Source organism: Burkholderia lata, from assembly GCF_000012945.1.
GTDB classification, from domain to species: Bacteria; Pseudomonadota; Gammaproteobacteria; order Burkholderiales; family Burkholderiaceae; genus Burkholderia; species Burkholderia lata.
Map to the genome: position 1 here is coordinate 272,292 of NC_007510.1, position 18,009 is coordinate 290,300.

The following is an 18,009-nucleotide window of genomic DNA, read 5'->3' on the forward strand; positions in this document are numbered from 1 at the left end:
AGTGGGGAATGTGCGACGCCGGGCAGGCCGGCGCAGAGCCTTCCTGCGTATAACGGCAGCGTTTAAAGCGACGGTATCCGGTTTATCCCTATTCGGGATTGACTGGATAAAGAGGGGGTGGGATTAATTCACTGGTAATCGCGCAATGGAAAGCTTGTAAATATTTGTAAATGCGCGATCCGGAATTTTTTATATATTGCCTGATACGGGTAAATAAAAAGCCGGCCAGTGGCCGGCTTTGCATTGCATGCGAGGCTGAATCAGCGTTTGAGACCTGCGTCCTCGGCTGCGCCGATGCTCAGGTTCATGCACTGGATCGCGGCACCCGATGCACCCTTGCCGAGGTTGTCGAGGCGCGCGACCGTGACGAAGCGCTCTTCGTTGCCGAACACGAACAGGTCGACCCGGTTCGTGTCGTTGTTCGCCTGCACGTCGAAGAAGCCGCCGTCGAGGTTCGCGTCCGCGTCGAACGGCGCGACGCGCACGAATGCTTCGTCCGCGTAGTATTCGGCGAACACGCGCTGCACGTCCTGCGGTGTCGTGCGCTTCGCGAGCTGCTCGGGCGTGAAGTAGGTCGTCACCGCGAGCCCCTTCAGGAACGGGCCGACGATCGGCGTGAAGATCGGCGCGTTCGCGAGGCCCGTGTGCGCGGCCATTTCCGGCAGGTGCTTGTGCGTGAGGCCGAGCGCGTACGGGCGCGGGCTCGCGAGCTTGCCGCCCGGCGCTGCGCTTTCGTAGTCGGCGATCATCGACTTGCCGCCGCCGCTGTAGCCGGTGATCGAGTAGCTGTGCGCGGCGAACGTCGGTGCGACGATGCCGGCCTCGACGAGCGGACGCATCGCGAGCACGAAGGCCGATGCGTGGCAGCCCGGCACGGCGATGCGCTTCGACGTGCGAATCTTCTCGCGCTGCGCGCGGGTCAGTTCCGGCAGGCCGTACGCCCAGTCGGCGCTGGTGCGGAACGCGGTGCTCGCGTCGATCAGCGTCGTGTTCGGGTTCTCGACGAGCGAGGCCGATTCGCGCGATGCAACGTCCGGCAGGCACAGGAACGTGACGTCCGACGCGTTGATCAGGCGGCGGCGCTCTTCGACATCCTTGCGCTTCGCTTCATCGATGCGCAGGATCTCGATGTCGCTGCGTGCCGACAGGTATTCGAAGATCTTGAGGCCGGTCGTGCCTTCCTGGCCGTCGACAAAAACTTTGGTGCTCATTTCGCTCTCACTGAATGAAACGGGGGCCCGCGCCCTGAAGCCGCCATTTTAAGACGTCATCCGGCGGGCCTGCACCGCGCGGGGCGAAAAAAAGACGGCCGGCGGGCCGTCTTGTGTCCCTTTGGCGCCCGCCGGAGCAGGTGCCAAGGTGTGCTCAGCCGCGGCCAGCGACCCAGCGGGCGGTCGCTTCGGCAACCCGCCGGCCGAATGCCTTGCCGGTCTCGAGGTCGCCCGGCAGCGGGCCTTCGTCGGGTGTCGAATCCGCCGGCGACTGCGCAAGCAGGCCCGTCGAGCCGCCCAGGTAGTTGATGTCGTTGCGCGTGGCCGCCTTCGAGTTGGCCGGCATCAGGCTCGTGCCGACCCACACCATCCCATGCTGCATCGACAGCGTGACGAAATATTGAATCGTCGAGAACTTGTCGCCGTTCATCGTCGCGGAGTTCGTGAAGCCCGCGGCGATCTTGTCCTTCCATTTCTGCGTGAACCACGCTTTCGATGTCGCATCGGCAAACTGCTTGAACTGCGCCGACGGGCCGCCCATGTAGGTCGGCGCGCCGAAGACGATCGCATCGGCCGCATCGAGCGTGGCCCAGCCCGCGTCGTCGACGTCGCCGACGGCGAGCAGGCGCACGGTCGCGCCGGCCTCCTGCGCGCCTGCGTGCACGGCCTCGGCCAGTTTCTGCGTGTGACCGTAGCCGCTGTGATAGACGATGACGATGTTCGACATGAGGCGTTCTCCGGAAAGGAACGGGAGCGGCGTACCGCAGGCGCGCCGCGTCACGCGTCGCCGGCGGGCGGCGCGACGGATGCGCGGCGTGGCGCCGCGACCGGTGACGACGAGTCTAGCAAGCCGAAATGACGGGAAGACGCGCGGGTGCGGGGTACGGAATGTCGCGGCGGCAGGCAATCGCGGTGCGGCGCCGTGGCGGCGCACGATGCTCGGCGCCTGGCGCCTGTTACGACGCGCTATTGCCCGTAGTTGACCGTGAGTTGCGCGGTACCGATCGCCAGCGTGCCGATCTCGTGCTCGAACATCGGCGCGGGGCGGCCCTGCGCGACGCGCAGGTCGTCGCCCTTCAGCGCATAGACGGTGATCACGTAGCGGTGCGGTTTGCCGGGCGGCGGGCACGGGCCGCCGTAGCCGTCGATCCCGAAGTCGTTGCGCGCCTCGCTCGCGCCGATGCGCCGCAGGAACCCGGACGCACTCGCGTCGGCGGGCAGGCTCGTGACCGTCGCCGGAATGCCCGCCACGGCCCAGTGCCACCAGCCGTGCCCCGGCGCATCGGGATCGAAGATCGTGACCGCGTAGCCGTGCGTGCCGGGCGGCGGGTTGTGCCAGGTGAGCTGCGGCGAGTGGTTGCCGCCCTTGCAGTCGCCGCGGTCGAACACGTTCGCGGCGCGGACGCGCCCGCCCGGTGTCAGGTCGTCGCTCGTCACGGTGAACGGGCCCTCCGCATGTGCGGGCAGGGCAGTGAGGGCGGCGGCGTAAAGGAGGGCGGCGAGGAACGGCGACGGGCGACCCGATGGCGCAGGCGGAGTGATCCGGCGATCCACACGCATATGGCGCTTCTCCCGTCACGTGGGCCGGACCGATGCGTCCGGCGTTGTTGGCGTGGTGCGTTGCCTGCGCAGCTGATGGCAGCGATGGATCAAGTCTAGCATTAGGGTTCGATGAGCGATGCACGCCGCGACCCGTGGTCGCGATCGTTTCCCGCGCGGATCGACGGACGCAAAATCGGCGGGCGAAAAAAAACCGCCCGCGATGAAGCGGGCGGCTTGTTCGGCCAGGACGCCGGCCAGCGGGCCGGCACGGCGTCAGTCCTTCGGGGACGTCGCGCCGCCGTGCGCCGCCGACCACTCGGCCGGTGCGTGCAGGAATTTCTCGACTTCGTCGAGCGTCTTGGTCTCGAAGTAGCCCGATGCCTTCGCGACGCGCAGCACGTCCCACCACGTGGCGAGCGCGTGCAGGTCGACGTCGATGTCCTTCAGGACCGACACGCTTTCCTTGAAGATGTTGTAGTGGAACAGCACGAAGCAGTGGTTCACCGTCGCGCCCGCGGTGCGCAGCGCGTTGACGAAGTTGATCTTGCTGCGGCTGTCGGTCGTCAGGTCTTCCACCAGCAGCACGCGCGAGCCTTCTTCCAGATGGCCTTCGATCTGCGCGTTGCGGCCGAAACCCTTCGGCTTTTTGCGCACGTACTGCATCGGCACCATCATCCGGTCCGCGATCCAGGCCGCGAACGGGATGCCGGCCGTCTCGCCGCCCGCCACCGCGTCGATCTGCTCGAAGCCGATGTCGCGCGTGATCGTCGTTTCAGCCATTTCCATCAGCGCGCGGCGCACGCGCGGATACGAAATCAGCTTGCGGCAGTCGATATAGACGGGGCTTGCCCAGCCGGACGTGAAGATGAACGGTTTTTCTGCATTGAAGTGCACTGCCTGTACTTCGAGCAGGATTTTGGCGGTCGTATCCGAGATCGACTGACGATCGTAGCCTGTCATGGGCATTCCTTGGGTGATGAGCGAAGAGCGGGCGCGGGCCCGGTGGCGCAGCAAGGGGAACCTGCCCAGGGGGCCGGGGCGCGATCGGAGGGCCAATCGCATCGCTGCGCGCGTAGCCCGCTATTTTACCCGATTCAGGCCGGTTTTCGGCGGAATTCGCGCGGGTTCGCCCCGCGGCTCACCACCGGCGAAACAAAGGGGGCCCGACCGCTCGTGCGCTGATGCGGAGGATGCGGCGCTGCACCAACATGCGTCATTTAGGGGGTGTACACTAGGCGACCCTTAGAAATCGTTCAGTACTTTGTACTTTCCTCTTGCCACCCGCCAAGGTTCGATGGCGTGCCGACCCGGCGCGTCGCGTGCCGTCTCGCAGTCGATCACCCCCTCGATTCAAGCAGACGCGGCCGAAGGTGCTGCGTACTGAACCGTCAATATTTCGCATGTCTCTCGCAGGTCAATCATGGACGAACAACTGAAGCAGGCCGCACTCGCTTATCACCTGAACCCGAAACCCGGCAAGATTTCGGTCACCCCGACCAAGCCGCTGTCGAACCAGCTGGATCTGTCGCTCGCGTATTCGCCGGGCGTCGCCGCCGCGTGCGAAGCGATCCACGCCGATCCGCTCGACGCGCAGAAGTACACGTCGCGCGGCAACCTCGTCGGCGTCATCACGAACGGCACCGCCGTGCTCGGCCTCGGCAACATCGGCCCGCTCGCCGCGAAGCCGGTGATGGAAGGCAAGGGCTGCCTCTTCAAGAAATTCGCGGGCATCGACGTGTTCGACATCGAACTGTCGGAGTCCGACCCCGACAAGCTCGTCGAGGCGATCGCGATGCTCGAGCCGACGCTCGGCGGCATCAACCTCGAGGACATCAAGGCGCCGGAATGCTTCTACATCGAGCAGAAGCTGCGCGAGCGCATGAAGATCCCCGTCTTCCACGATGACCAGCACGGCACCGCGATCATCGCGTCGGCCGCGATCCTGAACGGCCTGAAGGTCGTCGACAAGAAGCTGTCCGAAGTGAAGCTCGTGTGCTCGGGCGCGGGCGCAGCGGCGATCGCGTGTCTGGACCTGCTGGTGAACCTCGGCCTGACGAAGTCGAACATCCTCGTCGCCGATTCGAAGGGCGTGATCTACGAAGGTCGCGGCAACCTCGATCCGTCGAAGCAGCGCTATGCGGCGACCACCGACGCACGCACGCTCGCCGACGCGATCGTCGGCGCGGACGTGTTCCTCGGCTGCTCGAGCGCGGGCGTGCTGAAGCAGGACATGGTCAAGACGATGGGCGACCGCCCGCTGATCCTGGCGCTCGCGAACCCGGAACCGGAAATCCGCCCGGAAGACGCGAAGGCCGTGCGCCCGGACGCGATCGTCGCGACCGGCCGTTCGGACTACCCGAACCAGGTCAACAACGTGCTGTGCTTCCCGTTCATCTTCCGCGGCGCGCTCGACGTCGGTGCGACGACGATCACGGAAGAAATGAAGCTCGCGTGCGTGCGCGCGATTGCCGAGCTGGCACAGGAAACCGACCAGAGCGAAGAAGTCGCGAAGGCGTATGAAGGCCACTCGCTCGAGTTCGGGCCGGACTACCTGATTCCGAAGCCGTTCGACCCGCGCCTGATCATCAAGATCGCGCCGGCCGTCGCACAGGCTGCGATGGATTCGGGCGTTGCCACCCGTCCGATCCAGGACATGGACGCATACCGCGAGCAGCTCGGCGCGACCGTCTACCGCACCGGCATGGTGATGCGCCCGGTGTTCGCCACCGCGAAGCAGAAGCAGGCCCGCATCGTGTTCGCCGAGGGCGAAGACGAGCGCGTGCTGCGTGCCGCGCAGTTCGTGCTGCAGGAAAAGATCGCGAAGCCGATCCTCGTCGGCCGTCCGTCGGTCATCGACATGCGCCTCGCGAAGATCGGTTCGAAGCTGAAGGCCGGCACCGATTTCGAAATCGTCGATCCGGAAGACGATGCGCGCTACCACCGCTACTGGCAGGCGTATCAAGAGATCGGCGCGCGCGACGGCGTGACGCCGGAAGTCGCGAAGGCCGCGATGCGCAAGTTCAACACGCTGATCGGCGCGATGCTCGTGCACCTGGGCGACGCGGACGGCATGATCTGCGGGATGATCGACACGTTCCACAGCCACCTGAAGTTCATCGAGCAGGTGCTGGGCCGCGCGAAGGGCGCCGAGCACTTCGCGGCGATGAACCTGCTGATGCTGCCGGGCCGCAACCTGTTCGTGTGCGATACGTACGTGAACGAGCTGCCGAGCGCCGAACAGCTCGCCGACATGACGATCCAGGCCGCGGCCGAGATCGAGCGCTTCGGCATTGCGCCGAAGGCTGCGCTGCTGTCGAACTCGAACTTCGGCAGCGCGCCGTCGGCGTCGTCGCGCCGGATGGGCGAGGCTCGCAAGCTGATCGTCGAACGTGCGCCGAACCTCGAAGTCGACGGTGAAATGCACGGCGACGCGGCGCTGTCGGAAATGATCCGCAAGCAGGCCTTCCCCGGCACGACGCTGTCGGGCGAAGCAAACCTGCTGATCATGCCGAACGTCGAAGCGGCGAACATCGCGTACAACCTGCTGAAGATGGTCGGCGGCGAAGGCGTGACGGTCGGCCCGTTCCTGCTCGGCGCGGCGAAGCCGGCCCACATCCTGACGCCGGCTGCGACCGTGCGCCGGATCATCAACATGACGGCTGTTGCCGCCGCGAACGTGAACACGAAGTAAGTCCACGCCCGCGTGTGCCGCGCTTCGGGCGCGGCGCAATGAAAAACGCCACGGAACCTGCGTTCCGTGGCGTTTTTTTATCGTGACGTGACGTGACGTGAGCGGCGAGCCGCTCGCCGGCGGGCATCCGGACCGCGAATGCCCGCCGCGTGCCGTTACGCGACCTGCTGGTGCGACTGGCCGCCGGCCGGTGCGCGCCATTTCGCGAGCAGCGTGTCCCACTTCACGCGTACCGCGCGCAGGTTGTTCTCCTTCACGTGGCCGTAGCCGCGAATGCCGTCCGGTAGCGCCGCGAGCTCGAGGGCGAGCGGGCGGTTGGCCGCGTTCAGCTTGGCGAGCACCTCGCCGATCAGCGCTTCGTACTCGCCGATCAGCGCGCGCTCGGTACGACGCTCCTCGGTGCGGCCGAACGGGTCGAGCCCCGTGCCGCGCAGGAACTTCGCCTTCGCGAGCATCCGGAACGCCGACATCATCCACGGGCCGTACGCCTTCTTCACGAGATGGCCGTGGGCGTCCGTCTTCGCGAACAGCGGCGGCGCGAGGTGGAATTTCAGCTTCCAGTCGCCTTCGAACTGCGCGGTCAGACGGGCGAGGAAGGCCGGATCGGACTGCAGCCGCGCGACCTCGTATTCGTCCTTGTACGCCATCAGCTTGAACAGGTTGCGGGCGACCGCTTCGGTCAGCTGCTCCTGCATCGTGTCGCCGTCTGCCAGTGTGCGCTCGGCCGCGCGCACCTTGTCGACGAATGCCGCATAGCGCGACGCGTACGCGGCATTCTGGTACGCGGTGAGGAATTCCACGCGCTTCGCGATCAGGGCGTCGACCGCCTTCTTCGTGTGCAGTGCGATCACCGTGGCGCCTTGCGCGGGGCGTGCGTCGCCGGCCGCGGCCTGCTTCACGCTCGCCAGGTCGTAGGCGGCGCGGCGGCCCCAGTCGAATGCCGCACGGTTCTTCTCCACCGATACCGCATTCAGCTCGATCGCGCGGACGAGCGACGCGAGCGTGAGCGGCAGCCAGCCCTTCTGCCATGCGTAGCCGAGCACGAACGGGTTCGTGTAGATCGCATCGCCGAGCAGCGCGACCGCGAAGTGGTTCGCGTCGATGAAATCGACGGCTTCGCCCGCCGCCGCGCGGATGTCGTTTTCCGCGGACAGGCCGGGGAACGCCCAGTTCGGGTTCTTGATGAACTCGGCGGTCGGCGTCTGCGCGCTGTTGACGACCACGCGCGTCGTGTCGTGCCGCATCCGCGACGTGCACTCGTCGCCGGCCGTGACGAGCGCGTCGCAGCCGATCACGAGGTCGGCTTCGCCCATCGCGATCCGCGTCGCGTGGATGTCGGTCGGCGCGTGCGAGATCTGCACGTGGCTCATCACGGCGCCACCCTTCTGCGCGAGGCCGGTGACGTCGAGCACGGTCACGCCCTTGTTTTCCAGGTGCGCGGCCATCCCGAGCAGCGCGCCGATCGTGACGACGCCCGTGCCGCCGACGCCCGTGACGAGCACGCCGTAGGCGCGGTCGATGTCCGGCAGCGTCGGTTCAGGGATCGGCGGCAGTGCGTTGCCGTCGACCGACACGGCCTTCGGCTTTTTCAGCTGACCGCCCTCGACCGTGACGAAGCTCGGGCAGAAGCCCTTCACGCACGAGAAGTCCTTGTTGCAGCTCGACTGGTTGATCTGGCGCTTCGTGCCGAATTCGGTTTCCAGCGGCTCGACCGACAGGCAGTTCGACTGCACCGAGCAGTCGCCGCAGCCTTCGCACACCGCGTCGTTGATCACGACGCGCTTTGCCGGGTCCGGATACGTGCCGCGTTTGCGGCGGCGGCGTTTCTCGGTCGCACAGGTCTGGTCGTAGATCAGGATCGTCGTGCCTTCGATCTCGCGCAGCTCGCGCTGCACGTCGTCGAGCTGGTCGCGGTGATGGATCGTCACGCCCGGCGCGAGCAGCGCCTTCTGGCTGTCGTACTTCTCCGGCTCGTCGGTGACGATCACGATCTTCTTCGCGCCTTCCGACGCGAGCTGGTGCGTGATCTGCGGCACCGTCAGCACACCGTCGACCGGCTGGCCGCCCGTCATCGCGACGGCGTCGTTGTAGAGGATCTTGTAGGTGATGTTCGCCTTCGACGAGATCGCCGCGCGCACGGCCAGCAGGCCCGAGTGGAAATAGGTGCCGTCGCCGAGGTTCGCGAACACGTGCTTCTCGTCCGTGAACGGCGCCTGACCGATCCACGGCACGCCTTCCCCGCCCATCTGGCTGAAGGTGCTCGTGCTGCGGTCCATCCACACGGTCATGTAGTGGCAGCCGATGCCGGCGATCGCACGCGAGCCTTCCGGCACGTTGGTCGACGTGTTGTGCGGGCAGCCCGAGCAGAACCACGGCTTGCGCTCGGTCTGCACGTGCGGCTTCGCGAGCGCCATTTCCTTCGCGTTGATCACGGCGAGCCGCGCGGCGATGCTTGCACGCACGTCGGACGGCAGCTCGAACTTCTCGAGGCGCGTCGCGATCGCCTTCGCGATGATCGCGGGCGACAGCTCATAGTGCGCGGGCAGCAGCCAGTTGCCCATCGGCACCGACCATTCGCCGCCGGCGCCGTCCTTCTCGTCGAACTTGCCGAACACGCGTGGCCGCTGGCCGTCGGGCCAGTTGTACAGCTCTTCCTTGATCGCGTATTCGAGGATCTGGCGCTTTTCCTCGACGACGAGGATTTCGTCGAGCCCGCGCGCGAACGCCTGCGCGCCCTGCGCTTCGAGCGGCCATACGCAGCCGACCTTGTAGAGGCGGATGCCGATCCGCGCGCAGGTTTCGTCGTCGAGACCGAGGTCGGTCAGCGCCTGGCGCACGTCGAGGTAAGCCTTGCCGCCGGTCATGATCCCGAAGCGTGCGTTCGGCGAATCGATCTCGATGCGGTCGAGCTTGTTCGCGCGCACATAGGCGAGCGCCGCGTACCACTTGTAGTCGAGCAGCCGTGCTTCCTGCACGAGCGGCGGGTCGGGCCAGCGGATGTTCAGGCCGCCTTCCGGCAGGATGAAGTCGGTCGGCAGCACGATCTCGGTGCGATGCGGGTCGATATCGACCGATGCCGACGATTCGACGACGTCCGTCACGCACTTGAGCGCGACCCACAGGCCCGAATAGCGGCTCATTGCCCAGCCGTGCAGGCCGAAATCGAGATATTCCTGCACGTTGGACGGGAACAGCACGGGCAGCCCGCAGGCCTTGAAGATGTGTTCGGACTGGTGCGCGAGCGTCGACGATTTCGCCGCGTGGTCGTCACCGGCGAGCACCAGTACGCCGCCGTGCTGCGACGAGCCGGCCGAGTTCGCGTGCTTGAATACGTCGCCCGTGCGGTCGACGCCCGGGCCCTTGCCGTACCACATGCCGAACACGCCGTCGTGCTTCGCGCCGGGGTACAGGTTCACTTGCTGCGAGCCCCACACGGCGGTGGCGGCGAGATCTTCGTTGAGGCCGGGCTGGAAGACGATCTGGTGGGCGGCCAGGTGCTGCTTGGCTTTCCAGAGCGACAGATCGAGGCCGCCGAGCGGCGAACCGCGATAGCCGGAGATGAAGCCGGCGGTATTGAGACCGGCGGCGCGATCGCGTTCCTGCTGGAGCATCGGCAGGCGCACGAGGGCCTGGATGCCGCTCATGTACGCGCGACCGCGTTCCAGTGTGTATTTGTCGTCAAGCGTGACGGACTTCAGCGCGGCTTCTAGGGACGCGCGTTGGCCTGCGTCTAGCGGGGCATTCATTAACAGTCTCCTCCACCCAGTTTGGGATCACCAAAACTCGACTGCTTCGGGCGTCTTGTGGACGCGTCGGCAGTGGCCGGCATATTGGCCGGTTTTAAGCGATGGTAGCACTGGGGCAAACCCGCCGCCCATCGGTTGGAACGCGGGGGAATTGCGGCGCTGCGTCAGAAAAACAGGGCGGAACCATGCGTTACATCATGTAAAAGCATGTAAAGCTGTCCCCATCTGCGTGCAAACGCCGTTAATCTTGTCGGCCTGCCGGAGGTGCCCGGACGCGTTGGTTCGTTTCGACGCAATCGGGGAGGCGCCGGCAGTTTTACAGGAGGTGCAATGAACACACGTCATATCCAGAGTTTCCTGATCGTGTCCGCCGCGTTTTTCTCGATGACCGGCCCGGTGCACGCGCGAGGCGCGAGCGCACTGGCGGCAGCCGGCGCGCAGATGCAGAAGATCGTGCCGGCCCAGGATGCCGTCGCGCAGCCGTCGGCCGAGCGCGCCGTCGAGTCGAAGGCGAACGCGCGTTGATCCGGTCGCGCGGCCTGCGGGCCGCGCCGGAATGCAAAAAGGGCGGGAATCCTCGGATTCCCGCCCTTTTTCTTTGTGCCGCCGGATCGTGCGGGCTGCCGGGTTGCCCCGGGCAGCCGCCCGCCGGAGGCGTCAGGCCTTGTCCTGCACGACGCCGCGGCGGATCTGGTCGAGTTCGATCGATTCGAACAGCGCCTTGAAGTTGCCTTCGCCGAAGCCCTGGTTGCCCTTGCGCTGGATGATCTCGAAGAAGATCGGCCCGATCTGGTTCTCGGTGAATATCTGCAGCAGCAGGTCGTCGCGCGCGCCGTCGATCAGGATCTTGCGCTTCTTCAGTTCGTCCAGCGATTCGCCGTGGTTCGGCACGCGACGGTCGACCAGTTCGTAATACGTGTCGATCGTGTCGAGCAGCTTCACTTCCTTGCTGCGCAGGCCATCGACCGCCTGGTAGATGTCGGTGGCGCCGAGCGCGATGTGCTGGATGCCTTCGCCGTGGTACGCGTCGAGGTATTCCTGGATCTGGCCGGCCGTATCCGAGCCTTCCTCGTTGATCGGGATGCGGATCTTGCCGCACGGCGACGTCATCGCCTTCGACTTCACGCCCGTCACCTTGCCTTCGATGTCGAAGTAGCGCACTTCGCGGAAGTTGAACAGGCGCTCGTAGAACTCGGCCCATTCCTGCATGCGGCCGCGATGCACGTTGTGCGTCAGGTGGTCGATATAGGTGAGGCCGTGGCCGACCGGGTTCGGGTTCGCGCCGGCGATCGGCTCGAAATCGACGTCATAGATGCTGATGTTGCCGATGGCGCCCGGTTGCGCGCCGTTCTTGCCGCGCCAGCGGTCGACGAAGTAGATCAGCGAGTCGCCAATGCCCTTGATCGCCGGGATGTTCAGCTCCATCGGGCCGGTCTTGTTGTCGAAGCCCCAGGCGCCGAGGTCGAGCGCGTGCTGGTACGCCTTCGCGGCATCCTGCACGCGGAACGCGATCGCGCAGATCGACGGGCCGTGCAGGCGCGCGAAGCGTTGTGCGAATGAATCGGGTTCGGCGTTGATGATGAAGTTGATGTCGCCCTGGCGGTACACCGTCACGTCCTTGTGGCGGTGGCGCGCGATCGCGGTGAAACCCATCCGTTCGAACAGTTGTCCGAGCGCTTTCGGGTCCGGTGCCGTGTATTCGATGAATTCGAAGCCGTCGGTGCCGACGGGGTTGTCCCAGTTCGGGATCTGCATGGCGTGTCTCCTGTGGGGGCGATCGACCGGGGCGACGTGCGCATGCCCGGCCTGGTTCGATGTCGAACGTGGCCCACGCGGCGGCGTGTGCGACGAATCGGTACGTGCGACAGAGTGTAGCGGGCAGCTGCGAGCGTAAACTTGCGAACTTAATTGCCCGAACCTACGATGGCGCAATTTCCAGTCTCAAACTATTCATTGGAGGGCAGAAGATGGCGCAAGCCGAATTGGATGCCATCGACCGGCGGATTCTCGCGATTCTTCAGGAGAACGGGCGCCTGTCGAACCAGGAGATCGCCGAGCGCGTGAACCTGTCGCCGAGCCCGTGCCTGCGGCGGATCCGGCGGCTCGAGGAGATCGGCGTGATCACCGGCTATGTCGCGCTGCTGAATCCGCAGAAGCTCGGGCTCGACCTGCTCGCATACGTGAGCGTGCGGCTCGAGAAGCGCGGCGGCCTGGCGCCGGTGCGGGCCGACGAAACGTCGGCGCGTGCGGGCGCGACCCATGCGGAGCTGTTTCGCGCGGCCGTGCAGACCTGGCCGGAAGTGGTCGCGTGCCACGCGATGACGGGAGATATGGATTACCTGCTGCGCGTGCAGGTCGAGGACATGGCGCATTTCTCCCGCTTCGTGCAGGAGCATCTGCTGCATCACCCGTCGGTGATCGACGTGAAGACGAGCTTTTCGCTCGAATGCTTCAAGGAGACGACCGCGTTGCCGATCCGATCGGTGCGCTAGTGCGCGGCGGGGAAGGGAGGGGCCGGGCGCGCGGCGGGCGCGGCCCGGCTGGCCGACATTACGCCGTCAGGGCGGCGGGCATCAGCGATTCGATGAACTTCGTGGTGCGGCGCGCCTGGCGCTTCATCGCGTAGTCGAACACCGCGGCCTGCTCCTGCAGCATCTCGGCGATGATCGTCGAGTGGTCGGCCGGCGGCAGCGACAGGTACGCATCGGCTTCGCCGTACGCGTACTCGATCCGCATCCCGGATTTCTTCGCGATGTGCATCATCGTCGCGTTACGCGACAGGCAGTGCATGTACAGCATCGTCACGTGCGTGTTGCGGCTGCGGATCGCCGCGCGCTCGAACAGCTTCGAGCCGACACCGCGGCCGCGTGCGCTTTCGAGCACCGACACGCCGAATTCGGCCGTGCGCTTGTCGCCCTCGGCCGGCAGGTAGGCCAGGTGGCCGACGCCGATCAGTTCGAGGTCGTGGTCGAACACGCCGAACACGGTGTCGCGGCCGAAGTCGATCGTGCGGACATAGTTCTCGATCACGTGGTCGGGCACCATCTGGCCGAAGCGCAGCAGGCGGTCCTCTTCGTCGAGCGAGAGAAAGTGAGTGAGCATGTGCTCACGGTCTTTGGAAGCCAGTTCCCTGACGAGAACCGGCGCAGACCCGGCGTTGCCGACGACATCGGCAGTGCCGTTGAATTGCGTGTTCATCGTGGGTTCCTCAGTGTGACCGTACAGCGGGTTGTGCAATGCAACAGCATTTTACCCGACCGTCGGCCCTCGGATTGGGGAAAACCCGTATTTGACGATGTTTAAGCTGGAGGATGAATTCTAAATCTGCTTAGTTAATTGGCTATCTATTTGATTTTTAAGAGATTTAAAATTCATCATATGAAACGTGCAGCGGGCGGTCGCAGTGTGCCCGTCGCGCAACGCTTGCTGCTGCGCGTCAATCAGGCGGCCGTCGACAGCCCGCGCTCGATCAGGTCGATCACTTGCTCGGCGAAGTCGCGGTAGCCGAGGCGGCCGCCCGGCTTCAGCCACGTGAACGTCCAGTTGATCATCCCGAACACCATCATCGTCACGGACGTCTGGTTTTCCTTCGAGATGCGGTCCGGATACGCGCGGGCGAGCTGTCTTGTGAACGCCGCGACGATGTCGCGCTGGCGGTCGAGCACGATTTCACGCTGCGCGTCCTCGAGATACTTCACGTCGTTGAGCAGCGCGACGTGCCGGCTGTGCGACGTCTCGTATTCGGCGAGGAATGCGCGCACCAGCTCCGCAAACGCGTCGCGCTCGCTGAGGCCGCGTCGCTGGCTCGCCCCTTCGACCTCGGCGATGATCAGCATCAGCCGTTTCGTGTAGCGGTCGAGCAGGTCGAACAGGATCGCTTCCTTGCTCTCGTAATAGTGATAGAGGCGTGCCTTCGACGTGCCGCTCGCGGTCGCGAGATCGGACATCGACGTGCTCGGGTAGCTCGTCTGCGCGAATTTGTCGGCGGCCAGATCGAGGATCTGCTCGCGCTGGGATTCGTGGTCGGGCGCTCGGGTACGGGCCATGGTCGAATGCGGAAGATTAGCGGTGCGTGGTGGCCGCGCGGGCCGCGCGCACCTGCGTGGAAGAGAGGGCGTCGGGCGCGTCGTCCTGCAGCTCGAGCCGGCCGGCTGCCGCGAGCTCGCGGCAACGCCACCAGGCGATCGAGTCGCTGACGAACAGCCCGCCGCGGTCGGCGTCGGCCATGATGCCGCCGACGAGGCGCCCCGCGGGCCGCCAGTCGGTTTCCGCCCGCGCGACGATCAACGCGTCGAGATCCTCGTAGTAGCCGCTCTTGATCGTGTTGCTGACCCAGTAACGCAGCTCGGCGTTCAGGTGCTTCGCCTCCTGCCATTCGAGCGCGAGGCGGCCGATGCGCAGCACCGAGATCGGCGCGGCCACCGGGCGCTTCCGCGCCAGCTCGGCCGGCGAGAACATGCCGGTCGCGCACGCCTGGTCGGTGCGCGACGGCGCCGAGTCGAGGTCGGCGGCCGACAGCCGCACTTCGTTCAGGCGTTGCGGGACGTTGCGCAGGTGATAGGCGACGCGGCGCAGCAGCAACTTGTCGCCGACGCTCGGCGCATGCCACACCACCACCTGGCCTGTATCGGTCGCGAGCTGGTCGAGGCGCGCGAACTCGCCTTCGATCTCTGCGTTCCAGTCGGGAATCTGGTCGCCGAGCACGCGCTGCCAGAAGGCGGCGCGCGTGTCGGGCGTCTCGTCGGCGCCCTTGAGCGGCCCGACGCCGAGATCGTCGAGCAATCCGACGACGAGCTCGTCGCGTCCGGTTTGCGCAAGTGCTTCGCGCAGTGACGCGGCGGCGGTGCCGCCCTGAATCACATGAATGGTACTCATCGGCCTGTCGTCAACAAAAGAAAACCGCCGGCCGGGCGGACGTTGCGATGTCCAGCCGGCCGGCGGCCCCTAGTGTAAGCGAGATGTGTGACGGCGAGAAACCGTCCGGCACCGCGACGCGACGTCGCTCAACGCTCGTCGTAGCTCACGACGACCTTGTCGCTGATCGGGTGGCACTGGCACGTGAGCACGAAGCCGTCCTTCACTTCATGCTCTTCGAGCGTGTAGTTCTTCTCCATCCGCACTTCGCCCTCGAGCACCTTCGCACGGCACGTGCAGCACACGCCGCCCTTGCACGCGTACGGCAGCGCGAGGCCCGCGCGCAGGCCGACATCGAGCAGGCTCACGCCTTCGTACGGCAGCCGCAGCTTGCGCTTCTTGCCGTCGAGCACGATTTCCAGGTCGGCGGCCGGCGTCTGGTCGGTGATTTCGACGACCGGCGCGCCGGCCTGCGGCAGCGGCGTGCCGAAGCGCTCGACGTGCACCTTCGCCTGCGGCACGCCGGCCGCCTTCAGCGCGGCCTCGGCCGCATCCATCATCGGCGCGGGGCCGCAGATGAAAGCCTCGTCGATCGCGTCGGCCGGCGTCAGCGTGCCGAGGAATTCCGCGCATTTCGTCTGGTCGAGCACGCCGTTGAACAGCTCGACGTCCTGCTGGTCGTCCGACAGCACGTGATAGAGGACGAAGCGGTTCATGTAGCGGTTCTTCAGGTCCTCGAGCTCCTCCGCGAACATGATCGCGTCGACGCTGCGGTTGCCGTAGATCAGCGTGAACGTGCTGCGCGGTTCGAGTTCGAGCGTCGTCTTCACGATCGCGAGCACCGGCGTGATCCCGGAGCCGCCGGAAAACGCGACGTACTGCTTGCCGTGATCGGCGTTCAGGTGCGTGAAGAAACGGCCGTCCGGCGTCATCACGTCGATCGTGTGGCCCGGCTGGAGCGAGTCGAACGCGAAGTTCGAGAAGCGGCCGCCGCGCACGCGCTTGATGCCGATGCGCAGTTCGCCGTCACGGTCGTAGTCCGTCGTGCCGACGCAGATCGAATACGAGCGGCGCGTTTCCTCGCCGTCGATGTGGGTCTTCAGCGTGACGAACTGGCCCTGCGTGAAGCGGTACGCATCGCGCAGCTCGGGCGGCACGTCGAAGGAGACGGTTACGGCGTCGGCGGTCTCGGGCCGCACGTCGCGGATACGCAGCGGATGAAATTGCGGGGTCGCCATATCGATTAATAAGGTTTGAAGTAGTCGAAGGGTTCGCGGCAGTCGACGCAGCGATACAGCGCCTTGCAGGCCGTGGACGCGAATTGCGCGAGACGTTCGGTACGGGCAGAGCCGCAGCGCGGGCATGCGGGCGCCGCGACCGGCCGCGGCACGAAGCGCACGACCTTTTCCTGCGGCGCGGCGGTGCCGCACTGGCCGACCGGCGGCGCGATGCCGTACGCGCGCAGCTTGTCGCGCGCTTCCTGCGTGATCCAGTCGGTCGTCCACGCGGGCGCGAGCACCGTCTCGATCCGGTGCGGAGGGAGGTCGGCGGCCTGCAGCGCGGCGGCGATGTCCTCCGCGATCTGTGACATGGCCGGGCAGCCCGAGTAGGTCGGCGTGATCACGACCTCGAGCTGGCCGTCGTCCGCGCGGCGGACGTCGCGCAGGATGCCGAGCTCGCGGATCGACACGACCGGGATCTCGGGATCGGGCACGGCTTCGAGCACGTCCCATGCACGGGCGAGCAGCGGGTCGACGTGGCGTGCGGCGGGCAGCGTGTCGGCGGGGGCGGCGGTCTGGACGGACATCGTCGGGCTCCGTTTGGGCGGCCGGTTACCAGCTCGAGCCGGGATGCTGGCGCGCGAGGCTCTGCATTTCCGCGAGCAGGTAGCCCATGTGCTCCGAGTGCTCGCCCTGCTTGCCGGTCGTCACATGCTGCACGGCGGCCGGCAGCGTGAGCGTCGCTTCCGCGAGCGCGTCGTCCACATCCGCGCGCCATGCCGCTTCGAGTGCGGCCGGCGCGGGGGCGATGCCCTCGGCGGCGACCGCGTCGTCGATCGCATCGGCGGCGAAGAATTCGCGCGTGTACGGCGTCAGGTAGTCGAGCGCGTTCTGTGCGCGGCGGTGCGATTCGTCGGTGCCGTCACCGAGGCGAACCAGCCACTCGCGCGCGTGCTGCACGTGGTAGCGGGTTTCCTTCACCGATTTCGCGGCGATCGCGGCGAGCTGCGTGTCGGTGGACGTTTCGAGCGCGGTCCACACGTGCAGCATCAGCGCCGAGTACAGGAAGTTGCGCACGATCGTCACCGCGTAGTCGTTGTCGGCGTGCGCGGTGCCGGCGATCGGGCCGTAGTGCGGCAGCTCGGCGAGCGTGAAGTTCGCGAACTCGCGTTCGGTGCGGAAGTACGCGTAGTCGTCCTCGGTCTTCGTCGCGCCGGTGAGCTGGCGCTCGAGTTCGGCCGCGTGCGTGTACAGCATGCGCGCCTGGCCGATGAGGTCGAGGCTCATGTTGGTGAGCGCGATGTCTTCCTCGAGGATCGGGCCGTGGCCGCACCATTCGGCGTTGCGCTGACCGAGGATCAGCGTGTTGTCCGCGAGGCGCAGCACGTAGGAGAGGTGTTCGGGCGTGATCGTCATGGCGCGGCGTTACATGTGGTTGACTTCGTCGGGCAGCGTGTAGAACGTCGGGTGACGGTAGATCTTGTCGCCCGCCGGTTCGAACAGCTCCGCCTTTTCGTTCGGATCCGAAGCGGTAATGGCCGACGACGGCACCACCCAGATGCTGACGCCTTCCTGGCGGCGCGTGTAGACGTCGCGCGCCATGCGCAGCGCCATTGACGCGTCGGCGGCGTGCAGGCTGCCGCAATGCTTGTGGTCGAGCCCCTGCTTGCTGCGCACGAACACTTCCCAGATCGGCCATTCCTTGTTCATCACTTTCTCCTGAATCCTGAATTCGATGGTGTGCC

General features: G+C 66.1%; 16 protein-coding genes. 3 read left to right on the forward strand and 13 right to left on the reverse strand.

Going from position 1 to position 18,009, the window contains the following annotated elements:
- Positions 1 to 260 precede the first annotated feature (260 nt).
- The 4 genes from argC to BCEP18194_RS07140 form a co-directional block, all read right to left on the reverse strand.
- On the reverse strand, positions 261 to 1,211 hold the full coding sequence (gene argC / locus BCEP18194_RS07125; protein ID WP_011350648.1) for an N-acetyl-gamma-glutamyl-phosphate reductase: 951 nt from the start codon (positions 1,209 to 1,211) through the stop codon (positions 261 to 263).
- Positions 1,212 to 1,365: 154 nt separating this feature from the next.
- Positions 1,366 to 1,938 (reverse strand): flavodoxin family protein, encoded by a 573-nt coding sequence (locus BCEP18194_RS07130; protein ID WP_011350649.1) that lies wholly within the window; start codon positions 1,936 to 1,938, stop codon positions 1,366 to 1,368.
- Between the two features lie 239 nt (positions 1,939 to 2,177).
- Complete coding sequence (locus tag BCEP18194_RS07135; RefSeq protein WP_011350650.1) at positions 2,178 to 2,771, reverse strand: YbhB/YbcL family Raf kinase inhibitor-like protein; 594 nt, start codon at positions 2,769 to 2,771, stop codon at positions 2,178 to 2,180.
- Between the two features lie 255 nt (positions 2,772 to 3,026).
- Positions 3,027 to 3,713 (reverse strand): orotate phosphoribosyltransferase, encoded by a 687-nt coding sequence (locus tag BCEP18194_RS07140; protein WP_011350651.1) that lies wholly within the window; start codon positions 3,711 to 3,713, stop codon positions 3,027 to 3,029.
- Between the two features lie 460 nt (positions 3,714 to 4,173).
- On the opposite strand from BCEP18194_RS07140, the gene BCEP18194_RS07145 reads away from it, so the two are divergent.
- Positions 4,174 to 6,444, forward strand: coding sequence for an NADP-dependent malic enzyme (locus BCEP18194_RS07145; RefSeq protein WP_011350652.1), 2,271 nt, complete (start codon positions 4,174 to 4,176; stop codon positions 6,442 to 6,444).
- A 155-nt stretch (positions 6,445 to 6,599) separates the two neighbouring features.
- Here BCEP18194_RS07145 and BCEP18194_RS07150 read toward each other — a convergent pair whose 3' ends face one another.
- The gene (locus tag BCEP18194_RS07150) at positions 6,600 to 10,190 is read right to left on the reverse strand and encodes an indolepyruvate ferredoxin oxidoreductase family protein (protein WP_011350653.1); all 3,591 of its coding nucleotides are present in this window, start codon (positions 10,188 to 10,190) and stop codon (positions 6,600 to 6,602) included.
- Between the two features lie 330 nt (positions 10,191 to 10,520).
- Here BCEP18194_RS07150 and BCEP18194_RS07155 point away from each other — a divergent pair, with 330 nt between their 5' ends.
- Positions 10,521 to 10,715 carry a hypothetical protein gene (locus BCEP18194_RS07155; protein ID WP_041492721.1) on the forward strand — a complete coding sequence of 65 codons (195 nt, stop codon included), beginning with the start codon at positions 10,521 to 10,523 and terminating at the stop codon, positions 10,713 to 10,715.
- A 132-nt stretch (positions 10,716 to 10,847) separates the two neighbouring features.
- Here the strand turns inward: BCEP18194_RS07155 and hppD are convergent, their stop codons facing one another.
- Positions 10,848 to 11,945 carry a 4-hydroxyphenylpyruvate dioxygenase gene (gene hppD, locus BCEP18194_RS07160; protein ID WP_011350655.1) on the reverse strand — a complete coding sequence of 366 codons (1,098 nt, stop codon included), beginning with the start codon at positions 11,943 to 11,945 and terminating at the stop codon, positions 10,848 to 10,850.
- A gap of 212 nt (positions 11,946 to 12,157) precedes the next feature.
- On the opposite strand from hppD, the gene BCEP18194_RS07165 reads away from it, so the two are divergent.
- Complete coding sequence (locus BCEP18194_RS07165; RefSeq protein ID WP_011350656.1) at positions 12,158 to 12,682, forward strand: Lrp/AsnC family transcriptional regulator; 525 nt, start codon at positions 12,158 to 12,160, stop codon at positions 12,680 to 12,682.
- Positions 12,683 to 12,740: 58 nt separating this feature from the next.
- Here the strand turns inward: BCEP18194_RS07165 and BCEP18194_RS07170 are convergent, their stop codons facing one another.
- From BCEP18194_RS07170 to paaB, 7 genes are all read right to left on the reverse strand, one after another.
- Positions 12,741 to 13,388, reverse strand: coding sequence for a GNAT family N-acetyltransferase (locus tag BCEP18194_RS07170; protein ID WP_011350657.1), 648 nt, complete (start codon positions 13,386 to 13,388; stop codon positions 12,741 to 12,743).
- A 242-nt stretch (positions 13,389 to 13,630) separates the two neighbouring features.
- A complete protein-coding gene (locus tag BCEP18194_RS07175; protein WP_011350658.1) occupies positions 13,631 to 14,236 on the reverse strand; it encodes a TetR/AcrR family transcriptional regulator in 606 nt (201 codons plus the stop codon).
- 16 nt (positions 14,237 to 14,252) lie between these two features.
- The gene (locus tag BCEP18194_RS07180; RefSeq protein WP_011350659.1) at positions 14,253 to 15,065 is read right to left on the reverse strand and encodes a DUF1835 domain-containing protein; all 813 of its coding nucleotides are present in this window, start codon (positions 15,063 to 15,065) and stop codon (positions 14,253 to 14,255) included.
- 128 nt (positions 15,066 to 15,193) lie between these two features.
- Complete coding sequence (paaE, locus tag BCEP18194_RS07185; RefSeq protein ID WP_011350660.1) at positions 15,194 to 16,282, reverse strand: 1,2-phenylacetyl-CoA epoxidase subunit PaaE; 1,089 nt, start codon at positions 16,280 to 16,282, stop codon at positions 15,194 to 15,196.
- A 5-nt stretch (positions 16,283 to 16,287) separates the two neighbouring features.
- Positions 16,288 to 16,851, reverse strand: a complete 564-nt coding sequence (gene paaD / locus BCEP18194_RS07190; RefSeq protein WP_011350661.1) for a 1,2-phenylacetyl-CoA epoxidase subunit PaaD — start codon at positions 16,849 to 16,851, stop codon at positions 16,288 to 16,290.
- Between the two features lie 25 nt (positions 16,852 to 16,876).
- Positions 16,877 to 17,680: a 1,2-phenylacetyl-CoA epoxidase subunit PaaC gene (gene paaC, locus BCEP18194_RS07195; protein WP_011350662.1), complete on the reverse strand. Its 804-nt coding sequence runs from the start codon at positions 17,678 to 17,680 to the stop codon at positions 16,877 to 16,879.
- A gap of 9 nt (positions 17,681 to 17,689) precedes the next feature.
- The gene (gene paaB, locus BCEP18194_RS07200; RefSeq protein ID WP_010092957.1) at positions 17,690 to 17,974 is read right to left on the reverse strand and encodes a 1,2-phenylacetyl-CoA epoxidase subunit PaaB; all 285 of its coding nucleotides are present in this window, start codon (positions 17,972 to 17,974) and stop codon (positions 17,690 to 17,692) included.
- Between the last annotated feature and the right edge of the window lie 35 nt (positions 17,975 to 18,009).